General features: G+C 69.8%; 11 protein-coding genes. 2 read left to right on the forward strand and 9 right to left on the reverse strand.

What is annotated here, in order from left to right; all coding sequences use genetic code 11:
* Positions 1–19 precede the first annotated feature (19 nt).
* The 8 genes from ACFV9D_RS18735 to metG form a co-directional block, all read right to left on the reverse strand.
* On the reverse strand, positions 20–364 hold the full coding sequence (locus ACFV9D_RS18735; protein ID WP_385146877.1) for a barstar family protein: 345 nt from the start codon (positions 362–364) through the stop codon (positions 20–22).
* Between the two features lie 960 nt (positions 365–1,324).
* A complete protein-coding gene (locus ACFV9D_RS18740) occupies positions 1,325–1,849 on the reverse strand; it encodes a hypothetical protein (protein WP_385146880.1) in 525 nt (174 codons plus the stop codon).
* Positions 1,839–2,165: a hypothetical protein gene (locus ACFV9D_RS18745; protein ID WP_385146883.1), complete on the reverse strand. Its 327-nt coding sequence runs from the start codon at positions 2,163–2,165 to the stop codon at positions 1,839–1,841. Before ACFV9D_RS18745 ends, ACFV9D_RS18740 begins: the two co-directional genes overlap by 11 nt.
* A 113-nt stretch (positions 2,166–2,278) precedes the next feature.
* Positions 2,279–6,877, reverse strand: a complete 4,599-nt coding sequence (locus tag ACFV9D_RS18750; RefSeq protein ID WP_385146886.1) for a putative T7SS-secreted protein — start codon at positions 6,875–6,877, stop codon at positions 2,279–2,281.
* Between the two features lie 2 nt (positions 6,878–6,879).
* Positions 6,880–7,524, reverse strand: coding sequence for a hypothetical protein (locus ACFV9D_RS18755; RefSeq protein ID WP_385146889.1), 645 nt, complete (start codon positions 7,522–7,524; stop codon positions 6,880–6,882).
* Positions 7,521–7,964 (reverse strand): SseB family protein, encoded by a 444-nt coding sequence (locus tag ACFV9D_RS18760; RefSeq protein WP_385146892.1) that lies wholly within the window; start codon positions 7,962–7,964, stop codon positions 7,521–7,523. Before ACFV9D_RS18760 ends, ACFV9D_RS18755 begins: the two co-directional genes overlap by 4 nt.
* 104 nt (positions 7,965–8,068) lie before the next feature.
* Positions 8,069–8,908, reverse strand: coding sequence for a hypothetical protein (locus ACFV9D_RS18765; protein ID WP_385146895.1), 840 nt, complete (start codon positions 8,906–8,908; stop codon positions 8,069–8,071).
* 163 nt (positions 8,909–9,071) lie between these two features.
* Complete coding sequence (metG, locus tag ACFV9D_RS18770) at positions 9,072–10,679, reverse strand: methionine--tRNA ligase (protein ID WP_385146898.1); 1,608 nt, start codon at positions 10,677–10,679, stop codon at positions 9,072–9,074.
* A gap of 136 nt (positions 10,680–10,815) precedes the next feature.
* On the opposite strand from metG, the gene ACFV9D_RS18775 reads away from it, so the two are divergent.
* A complete protein-coding gene (locus ACFV9D_RS18775; protein WP_385146901.1) occupies positions 10,816–11,469 on the forward strand; it encodes a response regulator transcription factor in 654 nt (217 codons plus the stop codon).
* Positions 11,466–12,569, forward strand: a complete 1,104-nt coding sequence (locus ACFV9D_RS18780; protein WP_385146904.1) for a sensor histidine kinase — start codon at positions 11,466–11,468, stop codon at positions 12,567–12,569. Before ACFV9D_RS18775 ends, ACFV9D_RS18780 begins: the two co-directional genes overlap by 4 nt.
* Before the next feature lie 154 nt (positions 12,570–12,723).
* On the opposite strand, the gene ACFV9D_RS18785 is transcribed toward ACFV9D_RS18780, so the two are convergent.
* On the reverse strand, positions 12,724–14,682 hold the full coding sequence (locus ACFV9D_RS18785) for a VWA domain-containing protein (RefSeq protein WP_385146907.1): 1,959 nt from the start codon (positions 14,680–14,682) through the stop codon (positions 12,724–12,726).
* Positions 14,683–15,037 lie beyond the last annotated feature (355 nt).

Raw genomic sequence — 15,037 nt, forward strand, 5'->3', positions numbered from 1 at the left:
GCTTTACTGAAAGTGACCGCTATCGAGCGCTGTAACTTCGAGTGATCTCCTGGCTGAACTCATCGCACGACATCGGGTGACACAAGAACAGTGCGTGGAGCGTTCTCTTTGCGTGCCCCGGCAAGTCTGGCTTTCCTGCCCAATGGTCAGCAGCCCGTAGTAGGGCTCGGAAGAATTCGGTGCGCTCCCCCGGGCTCTCGACGAGGATGCTTTCTGCGTTGTCCACGATCAGAATGCATTTCCCGGCGGTGATCCACTTGAGGTCCGACAGGCAGTCGTGGAGGGCATTCCAGTTCCAGCCGAAATAGTCCGGAAGTCGGAGGTGCTCGTAGAATTGAGTGAAGACGCCGTCGGCGTCGTTCATTTCTCGACCTTGCATCCTGGCGGCGAAGATGGGCCCACTCGGCGGCAGAGCCTCCGTTGCTGCGACGGTCGCGTCGCTCGGTACGACGTGAATCCAAGGGGCAGAGTTCCCCCACCAGTCGACTCCGCTCATCGGCCTGCCTCCATGACGATATATGTCTGATAATGAGTCGGAGTGTAGTATGCCGAGCCGTCAGACCCCGTGATGACTCGCTCCCCACCGGGTTTCGGATTCTGTGCCGATTGCACCGTTCCCCACTCTGTGTAGCGAATTGATTCTCCAGTGCTGTCAAACTCGGGCAGCTTGTATCCGCCGTTCTTGCCGCTGTTCTCGAAAGGCTTCGGTATTGATGGCCCCATGAGTTGGGGTCCGGCTCCCTGTGCCTCGACTCCGTACGTTCGAATGTCTTTCAGAACAGCCCAGGACTCTTCTGGCACTTCGTTGGGAATCCACCCCTCAAGTTTCGACGTGTCGCCGAGAATCTGTCCCGGACACGGGCCCAGCCCCAGCGGGTCCGACCACGTGTGGGGGTTGTGGACGTACGTCGCCGGGTTCGGGGCCGGGGTCAGGCCCAGGGGGTCCTGGCTGAGGTAGCGGGGGTGCCGATGAGGTCGGTGACGATGGCGAAGAAGCGCTCGTCGGTGGAGTCCGTGCGGCGCTCCGGCCAGGGGCCGTAGGCCCGCGTGGTCCCAGGTGAGGGTGACGTCTTCGGTCGTCTGTTCGCAGAGGGTCGTGCCATCCCACGTGAAGTGGACCGTCTCGAAGGGGGATTGCTTCCACGCCGCGCCGTCCGGTGGCGTCACCGACGGCGGCGGTCCTCCACGTCCCATTTGTAGCGCCAGGTGTCGGGCCCCGACCGGCGCTTCGTCAGGCCTCAGCGCTACCGGGGCCTCTCGTGGACGGGGCGCCTGGGGTTCACGCGACGCGTTCGAGAATCGAGAACCCCGGGCCGCCGGTCGACTACGGGAATCGATGGACGACGATCCACGTCTCCGATTCCTCCGTGGAGACTGCGCACATTACTCGGCCGTCCTCCGATACCGCCATGAACTCGGTGTTGCCGGTGCCGGCATGGATTCGGGACGGAAGATCGCTGCCGATGGGGTCCCGTACATGGATCCAGCCGACTTCGTGCCCGCGTGCGACCGGAGCCAGAATATAGAATGCGTTGCCTTTTGTGATGAGGTGATGGGCGTCAATCTGGGCCGCCCATTCGCGATCCAACTGTGCGGAGGCGTCGGGCAGGGATTCGCTGACAACCACAGTTGGTTCGACTTCGAATCCGTTGACCGCATAGATCGCGGACATGACCTCGGGAAAGCCGTCAGGGACCTCGCAATCGAGCACTGTCAGTCCGCTGGCCTCCAGCTTCTGACGCCACTCCAGCGCTGTTCCGTTCGCGCCGTCATGCAGCATCGAGCCGGGCGTGCCACCCGTCCCGCGGACGGGCTTGAACTCTCGGATCGTTGCCGCCTCAGAATACATGCGTGACGATCCAGTCCTCGTCGTCCTCGACAGAAACGGCGCACAGTGCGCGCCCGTCCAGTGACACGGCGATGAACTCGCGGTACCCGGTTGCAGCAGTGATGCGTGAAGGAAGGTGATCTCCGACGGTGTCCCTGACGCGCAGCCAGCCTCGGCGCACACTTCCCGGACTGGACGTGCGCAGCAGGAACTCTCCGTTCGCGTCGTGGATCTCGAGTTTGTCGGCCTCTGCGTGCCAGCGAATGTCCACCTGATCCCGCGCATCTGACGCGGTATGCGGAACAGATGCAGTCGGCTCGACGTAGTAACCCGTCACGGCAAGTACTGCCTCGGCAGGGTCCGGTGCTCCATCGGGAAGTCTTCCGTTGCCTGCTACGAGTCCCACAGCTGCGAGCGACTCCAACAGCTCGGATTCCCCTTCTGATTCTTCTACCATGTCCCCCATCCCTCTTTGTAGAAGAAGTGGTGATCGCCACCTGGTTTATTGACTTTCCCGTACCGAGTTAGTGATTCATTGTAACGGTTGCGCCCCTCTCCGGGAGAGTTGTCCCATCCGAAGTTCACACCTGATTGATCGCCACCCTGTTTCGGTATACCAGCATGGAAGTGTGGCCCAGCTCGGTCGAATGTGTGCTCCACGACAACCCGAGAACCCTCGTCTGTTTCGAATTGTCGGAAGCGGCCCCAGTGGGTGGGGTTTGGGGAGTAGAGGTAACCAGGCATGTGTGCATACTGGACGTCCCCCATCACGAGCCATTCAGCGTCAGGAACAGTGCCGTAGGGTACGCCAGCTGCTTCGAAGGCGGCCTTTTCTGCGTCAGCTCTGTGTTGAAAGGGGTTGGAGTGCTCGCCCTTGGGTGGGCAAGGGCCCAGACCGAGCGGGTCGCTCCACGTGTGCGGGTTGTGGACGTACGTCGCCGGGTTGTCCGCCGGGGCCAGGCCCAGGGGGTCCTGGCTGAGGTAGCGGGCCGATTCCGGGTCGTAGTAGCGGAAGTAGTTGTAGTGGAGGCCCGATTCGGGGTCGAAGTACTGGCCCGGGAAGCGGAGCGGGGTGTAGGCGGAGGCCGATCTGTTCCAGGTGGTCGTGCCCCAGAGCGTGGTGCGGGAGTGCCAGGCCAGGGCGCCCGATTCGTCGACGAGTTCTGTCGGGGTGCCGATCAGGTCCGTGACGATGGCGAAGAAGCGCTCGTCGGTGGAGTCCGTGCGGCGCTCGGTCTGGGCCAGCGGGCGCAGGCCCGCGTGGTCCCAGGTCAGGGTGACGTCGGCCGTCGTCTGTTCGCAGAGGGTCGTGCCGTCCCAGGTGAAGTGGATCGTCTCGAAAGGGGACTGCTTGGATATGCGGCGGCCCAGGGGGTCGTACGCGTACCGCCAGACCGTGCCGTCCGGGGTGGTCACCGAGGTCAGGCGGTCCTCCGCGTCCCACTCGTACCGCCAGGTGTCCGGCTTCCGGGAGAGGCGGGTCTTCTGACGCAGGACGGTGCGGCCCTGGGCGTCGTGTTCATAGCGGACCGTGCCGGCCTGGGTGATGCGGGTGCCCTGATACGTCCGCACGCCCGTCGACTCGTGGGACGGGTGGGTGGACGGCCAGGACGCCTCCGTCTGGTTGCCCGCCTCGTCGTAGGCGTAGCGCTCCGTCCAGCGGTCCGCCCGGACCGCCGTGACACGGCCCGCCCCGTCCAGGTCGAAGCGGCGCGTCCCCGACAGCGCGTCCGTGACGGAGATCAGTCCACCGTCGGGGCGGTAGCCGTAACGGCGGTGCTGGAGGTGGTCTCCGCCCGACGTGATCTCTTGCGTCGTCAGGCGGCCCAGCTCGTCGAAGGACGACGTCAGGGAGGTGAAGTCACCGACGTTCCGGGCCACTTCGCGGCCCATGGCGTCGAAGGAGAAGTCGAGCGTGCGGCCTGAGGTGGTGAGCCGGCTTCTGCGGCCCGCCGCGTCGTACGACCACTCGCTCACCGAACCGCCCGGCGTCCGCCTCCCCACCCGGCGGCCGACCCCGTCGTACGCGTACGTCAGCGTCCGGCCGTTCACCGTCTCCGACTTGAGGCGGCCGTAGCGGTCCCGGAGGCGCACCAGTGTCGCGTCCGGGCCCGTCGCCGCCGCGAGTTCGTCGAAGATGTCGTACTCGTATGTGGTGACCGCGCCCGCCGCGTCCTTGCGGATGGTCTGGCCGAGGGCGTTGTGCTCGAGGCGGACCGCCTCGCCGAGTGCGTTCGTACGGGACGTCAGCCGGCCCGCCGCGTCATAGGCGTACGTCAGCGTCCGGTCGTCGAAGTCCGTCTCCGACAGCAGTCGGCCGGCCTGGTCGTAGTCGTAGTCCCAGGTCAGGCCCTGGGGGTTGGTGACCTGCGTCAGCTGAAGCGTGGCGTCGTGGGTGAAGGCGTAGTGGACTCCGTCCGGGTCCGTACGGGACCGCACCACGTCGAAGTCGCCGTACTCGAAGCGGGTCGTGGCTCCCAGCGCGTCCGTGTGGGTCAGGCAGTTGCCCTCGCCGTCGTACGTCCACGATTCCACCGAGCCGTCCGGCGCGACGCGCCGCGCCAGCCGGCCCTCGACCGTCCACTCCAAGCGGGTCTCGGCACCGAGCGGGTCCGTGGTCCCGACCGTGCGGCCGAAGGCGTCCCGTTCGTACCGGGTCGTCGCGCCGAGTGGATTCGTGATCCGGACGGGGAGGCCGTGGCTGTCCAGGACCAGCCGGGTCGTGTGGCCCTCGGGGTCGGTGATCCCGGTCAGCCGGCCTCCGTCGTCGTACGAGAACTCCGTCCGCGCCCCGGACGCCTCCGTCACCGACGTGCGGTTTCCGCGCTCGTCGTACGTCTGGCGGACGGTCGTGCCGTCCGTGCGCGTCATGCGGACCGGGAGCCCGAGGGCGTTGTACTCGGCCGTCGTGGTCCGCCTGTCCGGGCGGACGGCCGAGACGAGGCGGCCCTCCTCGTCGTACGCGAAGCGCGTGACCGCGCCCATGGGATCCGTACGGGACAACAGGCGGCCCCGCGCGTCCCGTTCGTACCGGGTGACCGCGCCGGTCGGGTCGGTCTCGGCGACGATCTGCCGACGCTCGTCCACGTCGTACCGGGTCGTGCGGCCGAGGGCGTCCGTGACCGTGGTCAGACCGTCGGCCCAGGTGAAGCGGAAGGCCATGACACCGTCCGCGCCCGACTGGGAGACGCAGCGGTGCCGGTCGTCGTAGACGTAGTCGTAGCGGGAGTCGTTGGTGTCGGTCCAGGAGGTGATCCGGCCGTGCTCGTCGTAGCCGAAGCTCAGGGGCCGCCCGGAGGAGTTGGTGACGGAGGTCAGGTGGCCGCCGGTGTAGCCGTAGCGGAGGACCTCCTGTTCGCCCAGGTGCAGGGCGGTCACGCGGGAGCCGTCGGTCGTCAGCTTCAGGTGGTAGCCGCCGTGGTGGACGACCGAGGTGGGAGCGCCGGCGGCGTCGTACTCGAAGGTGATCCAGTTGCCGTTGCGGTCGTCGATCTGGGAGAGGAGGGCGAGGTCGTCCGTGTGCAGCGTGAAGTGCAGGACGCGGCCCGTGCCGGGGTCCGTGACCGTGTACGTGTCGCCGTCGCGGTCCAGCGTCCAGCGCCGGATGCCGTGCGTGGGCAGCACGGGGACGCCAGGGGCGGGGTGCGGGTAGGCGAGCAGGCTGGTGTCCTCGCAGAGGAGGACGACTCCCTCGGCGTCGATCTCCAGGCGCTGGTCCAGCGTGCTCGACCATGTCGGGCCGAACCAACGGCCCGCCCGGTAGGAGGACTCGAAGGTACGGGTGAGGGCCAACGGCAAGGAGCCCGGCAGGGCGATGTCGGTCTGGGGCAGGACCATCCGGCCCGTCGCCATGTCGACCGGATCGCCGCACTTGCACTTCTCCGCGTCCTCGCGGCCGGTGGCGTGCGGATCCTCCGTGTGGCCCGCCCGGCCCTCGCCCGTGCCCTTGCCCTTGGCGTCGTCGGCGAGATCCGACACGCGCGTGATCGTCTTCGCGCCGCCGAGGCCCTTCGTGCCGAAGATCTCCGGTATCAGCCGGCCGAGGAACTCGCTCGGGTCGCCCTTCGCGGCCTCCCATGCGCTCTTCAGGGCCCGGTCGGGGTGGGCGGCCGTGGAGGCGAGACCCGCCAGCGTCATGTTGACGTTCTCGTAGTACTCGGCCGGGTGCGTGCGGTTGTACGCGTCTCGTGGGTCGATCGAACGGACGAAGTTGGTGATGCCGACGACGCCCTTCACCGCGCCGCCGGTGAGGTGCAGCAGTTCGGCGCCCTGGCCCTTGTAGTAGTCGGTGACGTCCATCAGCAGCTGGTCGCCCGCCGACGGCTCGGCAGGGGCGTGGGCCAGCGCGGCCGCGATCGCCTTCTTCGCCGTGTCGGCCGCCTCGCTCCGCTGGCGCCGGGCGTCGGTGAGGATCTCCTGCGCCCGGGCCCGCTGGGCGTCGCCCGGGTCCGTGCCCGGGGCCGGGCAGGGCAGGGGATCGTCGCCGTCGAGCGATGCCTTGTAGTCGGCGACCTTCTTCTCGTACGCGGCCTGTGCCGTCGTCGAGGAATCGTTTCCCTGCTTGTGCAGGGCGATCGCCTCGCGTGCCTTGCCCTGCGCCCAGGTGATCGTCGTACCGTACGCCTCCAGAGCGGCCGCGGCGGCTCCGAAGGCGTCGGACGCATGCAGCCAGTCCGTCGGCAGGGCCCGGTACTTCTCCTGGAACGCATCGGCCGCCTCGCCCTTCCAGCGGCCGGAGTCCAGCACCTTCAGGCCACGGCCGACGCTGTCGAACGCCGACTGGAAGTCCCGGAGGTTCTTCACCGTGGCGGTGACCTCGCCGGCGTTGCCGTGCACGAGTTCGTTCGGCTCCTCGGACTGACCGAGCTGCGCCTCGCCGACCTCCGCCCCGAGCGAGGACGCGGTCCGGTCGCCCCAGTCCTCGACCTTGTCCGCGGCCCCCTCCGCGCCGACGTAGTCCAGGCCGTCCCCGATGAGGTTCGTGGCGCCGTCGATGCCCTTGCCGACCAGCCTCTTGCCGCCGTCGAGCAGTTCCCCCCACTCCGGCATCGTCAGCGCTCCCCGCCGTTCGGCTCCTGCGCCCGACGCACAGCCTCTTCCGTCGGGTCGAGCCCCTCGCGCAGCTGTGCGTCCATCGCCTCACGCTGCCGCGCATCGATGACGCCCGCATTGCCCATCGAGTCGAGCAGCCCGTCCTCGACGTCGTACGCCGTGTCCCGCCAGGTCTGCTCGACGTTCTCCTGGGCCCGGCGCATCGACTCGGGGCTGTAGTCGGCGTTGTCGGTCGGGCTCTGGTTCTTGATCTCGTTCCAGCTCTTCTGCTTGACCTCGTCCTCGGACAGATGGGGATTGCCGTTGACGGCATTCACCGTGATCTTGATCGTGTCCTTGAGGTAGCGCTCCTGCTCGCCGTACGCGCCCGCCGACACCCCCAACGCGGCCGTGAACAACTGCGCCTTCTGCATCAGGTCCCGCACTCCCCAGCCCCAGCGGTCGCAGAACGTCCCGAACTCTTCCGCCAGCCCGTGATTCCCGAGTTGCACACCGGACAGCGCCAGCGTGGAGAACCCCCGGCCTGTGATGGCCTGTTGGCCGATCGACAGGTCCTTCAGCTCTCCGTGCGCCTTGTTGATGCCCTGCGCGATCAGTTCGAGCGCGCCTTCCTCCGCCGCGAGATCCGGCTCGTTGCCGCTCACTGCCCACCCCCGAGGTCCACGACCGCCGAGTCCGGGACGACGCCCTCGACCGGCGGGAACAACGCTCCGTCGTCACTGCCCGCGTCCAGCGCCACTCCGGCGGGTACACCCGACGCGGCGGTCAGCTTCGGCACCAGTACGTCCAGCAGCCGGGCGCCGAGGATCGTGCGGTACTCCCACTCGCGGCCGGCGTCATCCTGTGCCTGTGCGAATCGCGCGAGACACTCCTCGTTCGAGAACGCGCAGATCCAGCGCACCCCGCCCTGCTCGGCCGTCCACAGACCGCCGTGCGGATCGATCGGGACCAGTACCGCCGTACGCCGGAACTCGCCCAGCAACACCGCGAACTCGAGCCCGGCGGCAGGCGGATCCATCGGCGCTGGTGCCGGTGCCGTTGCTGATGTCGCCGTCGATGTGTCAGCCAGATCGGACAGTCTCATGTGCTCCTCCCCCGTCACGCACACGCGTGCGATCGTCACACACTCGTCTTTCCGACTGCAATCACATTGGCCGAGAACGACCGCCGCGGGTCCGCTGGCCCCGGTCAGTCGAGCGGGCGGCGCGTCTCCTCGCGGACCTTGAGCGTGGTCTGGGCCGCCTTCGTCAGGTCGACGGAATCCGCGCTCGGGCCCGCGGACGCCGTCGTCATCTCGGCGACGGCCGCGTTGGTGTTGTCGTCCGCCCAAGCGCACATGGGGTAGGTCACCCGGCCTCCGCCCGACTGCTCCGTGGCCAGGACCTGGCATGTCACCGTCGTGTTCGCCCCGGAGGGGGTGACGTCCTTCGGCGGGACGACCACGCTGGTGCCCGCCGCCTCGCGGGCGCCCTTGAGGATCTTCTCCCTGGCCAGGTCCGGATCCTTGATCCGCCCGTACAGCCCGGAGACGACCAGGACTCCGGCCCCGCCCTCGTCGGCAGTCGTGTACTGGCCCATCACGCCCTTCGGGTCGCGGATGACGGCCTCGCTCGCGTTGTCGAGCCCGGCGTCGGCCTGGCCCGAACGGTCGTCGGCGAGTGTGTACCGGCCGTCCAGAAGCGTCTTCGGGAGGGCGAGTCGGTGCGTCGCGGCGGGATAGGTCCCGGAGTCCGAGCCGCCGCGGAGGCCCCCGTTACCGATCCACGAAAGCGCCAGAACGCCGGCGATGGACGCGGCGACGATCCCGAGGGTCAGACCGGTCCGGTTCTTCTTCGGCGGCGGGGGCGGAGGCGCGCCCCACGCGCCCTGCGGCGGGTAGTACGGCGGTTGCCCAGGGCCGGGCCCGTACGCGTTCGGCTGCGGGTACGGCGATTGTGCGGGGCCGGGCCCGTACGCGTTCGGCTGCGGGTACCCCGGGGGCGGGGGGCTCTGGTGCGCGGATGGCCCTGGGGGCGGCGGCATGGACATGCCCTAGAACGTAGGTCAACCGCCATGGCGACCGGTCCTGTTCAGCCACCCGGACGTCTCGGTTCCGGCGCGTCCGTCCGCGTACGACGATGGCCGCCGTCCCCCGGAGGGAGCGGCGGCCACGGCCGTGTGCGTGCGAGGAGAGGGTCGAACCCTCCTCGGGTCAGTCCTTCTTCGGCTCCTCCAGGCGCGGGAAGAGCACCGCGCCCTTCGTCACCGTCGCGCCCGCCGGGAGCTTGCCCCACTCGCCGGCCGACTGGACCGGCTGGGTCGCCAGGGCGCCCAGGGCGGGCTCGGCGCCGAGGGACTCCCAGAGCTTCTGGGAGGTCTCCGGCATGATCGCGTTCAGCAGGACCGCGACCGCGCGCAGCGACTCGGCCGCCGTGTAGAGGATCGTCGCAAGGCGGGCCCGGCCCGCCTCCGACTCGTCCTTCGCGACCTTCCACGGCTCCTGCTCCGTGATGTAGCCGTTGACCTGCTTCACGAAGTCGAAGATCGCCAGGATGCCGCCCTGGAAGTCCAGCTCCTCGCCGATCTTCAGGTCGGCCGTCGCGACGGCCTTCGCCAGGCCCTCGTGGATCGCCTTCTCCGCGTCGCCGTCGGCCGTCGCGGCCGGCAGGGCGCCGTCGAAGTACTTGCCGACCATCGCCGCGACCCGGGACGCCAGGTTGCCGTAGTCGTTCGCCAGCTCGGAGGTGTAGCGGGCGGTGAAGTCCTCCCAGGAGAACGAGCCGTCGCTGCCGAACGCGATCGCGCGCAGGAAGTACCAGCGGTACGCGTCCACGCCGAAGTGCGAGGTCAGGTCCTGCGGCTTGATGCCGGTCAGGTTCGACTTCGACATCTTCTCGCCGCCGACCATCAGCCAGCCGTTCGCGGCCACCCGGCCCGGGACCGGCAGGCCCTGTGCCATCAGCATCGCCGGCCAGATCACCGCGTGGAAGCGCAGGATGTCCTTGCCGACCAGGTGCACGTTCGCGGGGAACGTGTCCGCGAACTTCTCCGGGTTCTCGTTGTAGCCGACCGCCGTGGCGTAGTTCAGGAGCGCGTCGACCCACACGTAGATGACGTGCTTCTCGTCCCACGGGATCGGGATGCCCCAGTCGAACGTCGAGCGCGAGATCGACAGGTCCTGCAGGCCCTGCTTGACGAAGTTCACGACCTCGTTGCGCGCCGACTCGGGCTGGATGAAGCCCGGGTTCGCCTCGTAGAACTCCAGCAGCTTCGGGCCGTACTCGCTCAGCTTGAAGAAGTAGTTCTCCTCCTTGAGGATCTCCACCGGCTTCTTGTGGATCGGGCACAGCTTCGTGCCGTCCTCCGCCTCGATGAGGTCGCCGGGGAGCTTGTACTCCTCACAACCCACGCAGTACGGGCCTTCGTACCCGCCCTTGTAGATCTCGCCCTTGTCGTACAGGTCCTGCACGAACTCCTGGACGCGGTCGGTGTGACGCTTCTCCGTCGTCCGGATGAAGTCGTCGTTCGCGATGTTCAGGTGCTCCCAGAGGGGCTTCCACGCCTCCTCGACGAGCTTGTCGCACCAGGCCTGAGGCGTGACGTCGTTCGCCTCGGCCGTGCGCATGATCTTCTGACCGTGCTCGTCCGTGCCGGTGAGGTACCACACCTTCTCGCCGCGCTGACGGTGCCAGCGCGTGAGCACGTCGCCTGCGACGGTCGTGTAGGCGTGGCCCAGGTGAGGAGCGTCGTTGACGTAGTAGATGGGGGTCGAGACGTAGTACGCCTTCGCCCCCTGCTTCTCGGATCCAGTGGCCGCCATGGTCGAAATCCTAACGGCCAGTTCAAGATCCACTCACATCGATAACGGGGGCGGGCGCCGCGGCGGGAGATGGAGAGGTTCGGGAAACGTTGGGGGGCGTAGAAAGAGCCGGGTGCCGAGCAGCGAGGAAGAGAGCATGCGCGTACTGGTCGCCGAGGACGAGGAGGTCCTCGCGGAGCTCGTCGCCACCGGGCTGCGGAGGGCCGGCTTCGCCGTCGACACGGTCTACAGCGGCGACGCCGCCCTCGCCTACCTGGGCCTGCACGACTATGACGTCGTCGTCCTCGACCGCGACCTGCCCCGCGTCCACGGCGACGACGTGGCGCGCGAGCTCGTGGCCAAGGCGGCCAGGACCCGGATCCTCATGCTCACCGCGGCCGCTTCGACGGAGGACCGGGTCGAGGGGCTCGACCTCGGCGCCGACGACTACCTCGGCAAGCCCTTCGAGTTCCCCGAGCTGGTGTCCCGGGTGCGCGCGCTGCGGCGGCGCAGCGCCCGTCCCGTACCGCCGCAGCTGGAGCGGGCGGGGGTACGGATGGACACCGTCCGGCGGACCGTGACCAGGGAGGGGCGCGCGCTCGACCTCTCCCCGAAGGAGTTCTCCGTGCTGCAGGTCCTGCTGGAGGCGGACGGGGCCACGGTCTCCGCCGAAGAGCTCCTGGAACGGGCCTGGGACGCGCACACCGACCCCTTCACGGGCGCGGTACGGGTCTGCATGAGCAAGCTGCGCGCGAAGCTCGGCGAGCCCGCGTTGATCCGTACCGTGCAGGGCGTGGGGTACGCGCTGTGAGCGCGGGTCTGCTCGGCGCCGGGTCCACGATCCGGACGCGGATCGCACTCGTGTACGGGGGAGTGTTCCTGGTCCTCGGCGGGTGCCTGCTGGCGGTCGTGAACCTGCTGTCCCGGGCCGGTACGGAGGGGGAGGCGGAGGCCATAGCGGCGCGGGTACGTGTCGTGGGGCCGTTCGAGACCGTCACTGCGTACCGGCTGAGCGACGACGTCAGCCGGGCGGCGGGCGAGCAGTGGCTCATGTGGTCCTGCCTCGCCCTGGTCGTCATGGCCTTCGGCGCGGTCGTCGTGGGCTGGTGGACCGCCGGGCGGGTGCTGCGGCCGGTCCACGAGATGACCGCGCGGGCGCGGCGGCTCTCGGAGCGGAACCTGCACGAGAGGATCGCGGCGGGCGGGCCGGACGACGAGCTGAAGGAGCTCGGCGACACGATCGACGCGCTGCTCGGCCGACTGGAGACGGCCTTCGACAGCCAGCGGCGCTTCATCGCGAACGCCTCGCACGAGCTGCGGACTCCGCTCGCCACGCAGCGCACCGCGATCCAGGTCGGGCTCGACGACTCGCATGCGGTCAAGCAGGTGCTGCTGGACTCCAACCGGCGCAGCGAGCGGCTCATCGAGGGGTTGCTGGTGCTGGCCCGCAGCGAGCGGGGGCTGGAGGCACGGGAGGACGTGCGGCTGGGGGCCGTGGTCGAGGAGGAGTGCGAGACGTACGGGGTGGCGGTGGCGGTGGCGGTAGCGGGTGAGGGCGGTGTCGTACGTGGCAGCCGGGTGCTGCTCGGGCAGCTCGTACGGAACCTCGTCGCGAACGCGGTCGCGTACAACGTGCCCGGGGGGCGCGTGGAGGTGCGCGTGGAGGGTGGGGTGCTGACCGTCGTCAACACCGGACCGGTGGTGGCGGCCGGCGACGTACCGGGGCTCTTCGAACCGTTCCGGCGGGGGGAGGGACGCGACCGGATGGGGCCCGGGGCGGGCCTCGGCCTGTCGATCGTCCGGTCGATCGCGGTGGCGCACGGGGGGACGGTGGGGGCCGTGGCGCGGGGGGAGGGGGAGGGCGGGGGCCTGGTGGTGACGGTGGACCTTCCGGTCACCACCAGGCGGTGAGGCCTGGGTGGTGCCGGTTGGCCTTCCGGTCACCACCAGGCGGTGAGGCCTGGTGGTGCCGGTTGGCCTTCCGGTCACCACCAGGCGGTGAGCACCTGGGTGACGGTGACGGTGGTGACGGTTGTGGCGGTCACCACCAGGCCGTGAGCCCTGGCTAGAGCTGCCAGTCGGCGAGCAGCCCGCGGTAGAAGGCGGGATGCGCCGTCTCGGACGGGGTCGCGCCGGCGAGGAAGTGGCCGGTGCGGGGGGCGGTGAGCTTACGGAGGTAGTCGAAGGCCTTGTTGTCCTCCTCGCCCCAGGCCACGAACTGCCAGTGGATCGGGCGGTCGGCGGCCTCGGCGAGGGCCTGGGTGGCGGCGGTCTTCGACTCGGGGGCGCCGTCGGTCTGGAAGACGACGAACGCCGGCCGCGTGGGGTCGGCCTTCTCGTGGTGGGCGAGGACCTCTTCGACGGCGCGGTGGTAGTTGGTACGGCCGAGGCGGCCGAGGCCCGCGTTGATCTCGTCGATGCGGCCCTCGAGGCCCTCGGGGCGGAGTTCGGCGGTGCCGTCGATGTCGGTGGAGAAGAAGACGGCGGTGACGGCGGCGTCGTCGCTGAGGTGGGCGGCGAGCGCGACGGTCTGCTCGGCGAGGCGCTGCACGGAGCCGTCCTTGAGGTACCCGCGCATCGACCCGGACCGGTCGACGACGAGGTACACGGCGGCCCGTGCCCCACCGAGCCCCTGCTTCTTGAGCACGGCCCCGGCGGCCTTGTACGCCTCGACGAGGTACGGGGCGTCGGCCTTGACCTTGGCGAGGGGGAGGGCGGGGGTGGCGTCCGTGGTGTCCGTGACGGGCGCGTCCTGCGACTCCGGCGCGGGGCTGTCGGCGGCAGCAGCGACCGGCTCCGACGCGGCGGGTGCCTGCACCTCGACCTGCTCGCCCGCGGCTGCGGCCGTCGGCTCTGCCTCGGCGTCGAGCTCACCCGCGTCGACCGTGGCCACGAGCGCGGTGAGCTGGTCGGCCGTGATGGGCGCGGCCTGCGCCTCGGGCTCGGTGACCTCGGAGGCGGGCGCCTCCGCCACGGGCGTGGCCTCGGCCTCGGAAGCTTCGTCGGCGACAACGGTGACGTCGCCCGCCGGCGCGTCCTGCGCCTCCGGCTCGTCCGCGACGGCAACGGTCTGCGGCTCGACGGCGGCGGTCTCGCCCTCCGGTGCGGTCGCGTCCGCGGCGGGTACGTTCTGCGGCTCCGCCTCGACGGCGGCCTCGCCCTCCGGGGCGGTGGCGGGCGCGTCCTGCGCCTCCGGCGCGACGGCCGCGTCGGCGTCGGCCGATGCCTTCGGCTCGTCCGCGAGCTCCGCCTCCGGCGCGGTCTCAGTCTGCTCGCCGGCCTCGGAGGCGGTCGCGTCAGCGACCGGCGTGGTCTCCGGCTCGGCGTTGGCGTCGTCGGCGGGCGTGGCCTGCTCGCCGTCGGTGTCGAGCGCGGCAGGCGCCTCGGTGGTGGTGTCGGCCACCAGCGGTTCCGTAACCGCGTCGTCGGCCGCGTCCCGCGCCTCCGGCTCGGTCGCGGCCTCGGTGGCGGACGTCGCGCGCTCGTCGGCCTCGTCCTCGGCCTCCGGCTCGGTCGCGGACGCCTCGGGCTCGGCAGCCGCCGAAGCCTCCGGCTCCCCGGCCTCAGGCTCGGCCTCGGCAGCTTCGTCCGCGGGCTCGGCGGACGCAACCGGCGTCGCCGGCGCCTCGGGCTCGGCAGCCGCCGAAGCCTCCGGCTCTCCGGCCTCCGACTCGGCAGCTTCGGCCTCGGGCTCGGCCGACGCAACCGCCGCCGGCTCCCCGGCCTCGGCCCCGGCCTCCACCGACGCCGGCGCAACCGCCGCCGTCGGCTCGGCAACAGCCTCCGCCTGCCCCGACGCCTCCGCCTTCCCCGACGGCTCCGCCGTCCTCGCGCCCGGGACCTTCGGGTTGTCGAAGGCCGCCGCCACCAGGTCGTCCGCCGCGCGCTGGGCCGCCGAGTCCTTCGGGCGGGTCGGCGCGGGATCCGTCGAGTCCTTCGGGCGGGTCGGCGCGGGATCCGTCGACTCCTTCGGGCGCGCCGCCGCGGGCTCCGGCTCCGCCGGGGTCGGGGACGGGAGCGTCACCGGTCGGGGGTCCTCAGACGTCGCGCGGTCCGCCTGGGGCGGGACGGAGGTTGCCGGAGTTTCGTCGTGCTGGTCCGCACGGTCGCGTCCGAACACCTTGCGCAGCAAGCTCCGAATGCCCATGGGCGAGGCCTTTCGCATGAGTTGGGTGCGATGAATGTCCGTACTGGGGGAATCATCCCTGGCCAGGGCGGACACGTAAGGTTAGCGGCCCCGGGTGTGTCGCCGACGGCACCCCGAGTGGCCCCCAAACCGCCTCCGGTTTCCGCGCATTCATCCGACGTTCACTCCGGCGCCGCCCCCGTGCAGATGTGTACACATAACGTCACCGCCGGACGGATTCCCGACGCCATGT

The sequence above is a fragment of the Streptomyces sp. NPDC059875 genome, assembly GCF_042731085.1.
Lineage (GTDB): Bacteria > Actinomycetota > Actinomycetes > Streptomycetales > Streptomycetaceae > Streptomyces.

Excerpts from the sequence above, each read along its gene's own strand:
- ACFV9D_RS18735 (WP_385146877.1), bottom strand. The coding sequence starts at position 364 with ATGAACGACGCCGACGGCGTCTTCACTCAATTCTACGAGCACCTCCGA.
- ACFV9D_RS18740 (WP_385146880.1), bottom strand. The coding sequence starts at position 1,849 with ATGTATTCTGAGGCGGCAACGATCCGAGAGTTCAAGCCCGTCCGCGGG.
- ACFV9D_RS18750 (WP_385146886.1), bottom strand. The coding sequence starts at position 6,877 with ATGCCGGAGTGGGGGGAACTGCTCGACGGCGGCAAGAGGCTGGTCGGC.
- ACFV9D_RS18760 (WP_385146892.1), bottom strand. The coding sequence starts at position 7,964 with ATGAGACTGTCCGATCTGGCTGACACATCGACGGCGACATCAGCAACG.
- ACFV9D_RS18765 (WP_385146895.1), bottom strand. The coding sequence starts at position 8,908 with ATGTCCATGCCGCCGCCCCCAGGGCCATCCGCGCACCAGAGCCCCCCG.
- metG (WP_385146898.1), bottom strand. The coding sequence starts at position 10,679 with ATGGCGGCCACTGGATCCGAGAAGCAGGGGGCGAAGGCGTACTACGTC.
- ACFV9D_RS18775 (WP_385146901.1), top strand. The coding sequence starts at position 10,816 with ATGCGCGTACTGGTCGCCGAGGACGAGGAGGTCCTCGCGGAGCTCGTC.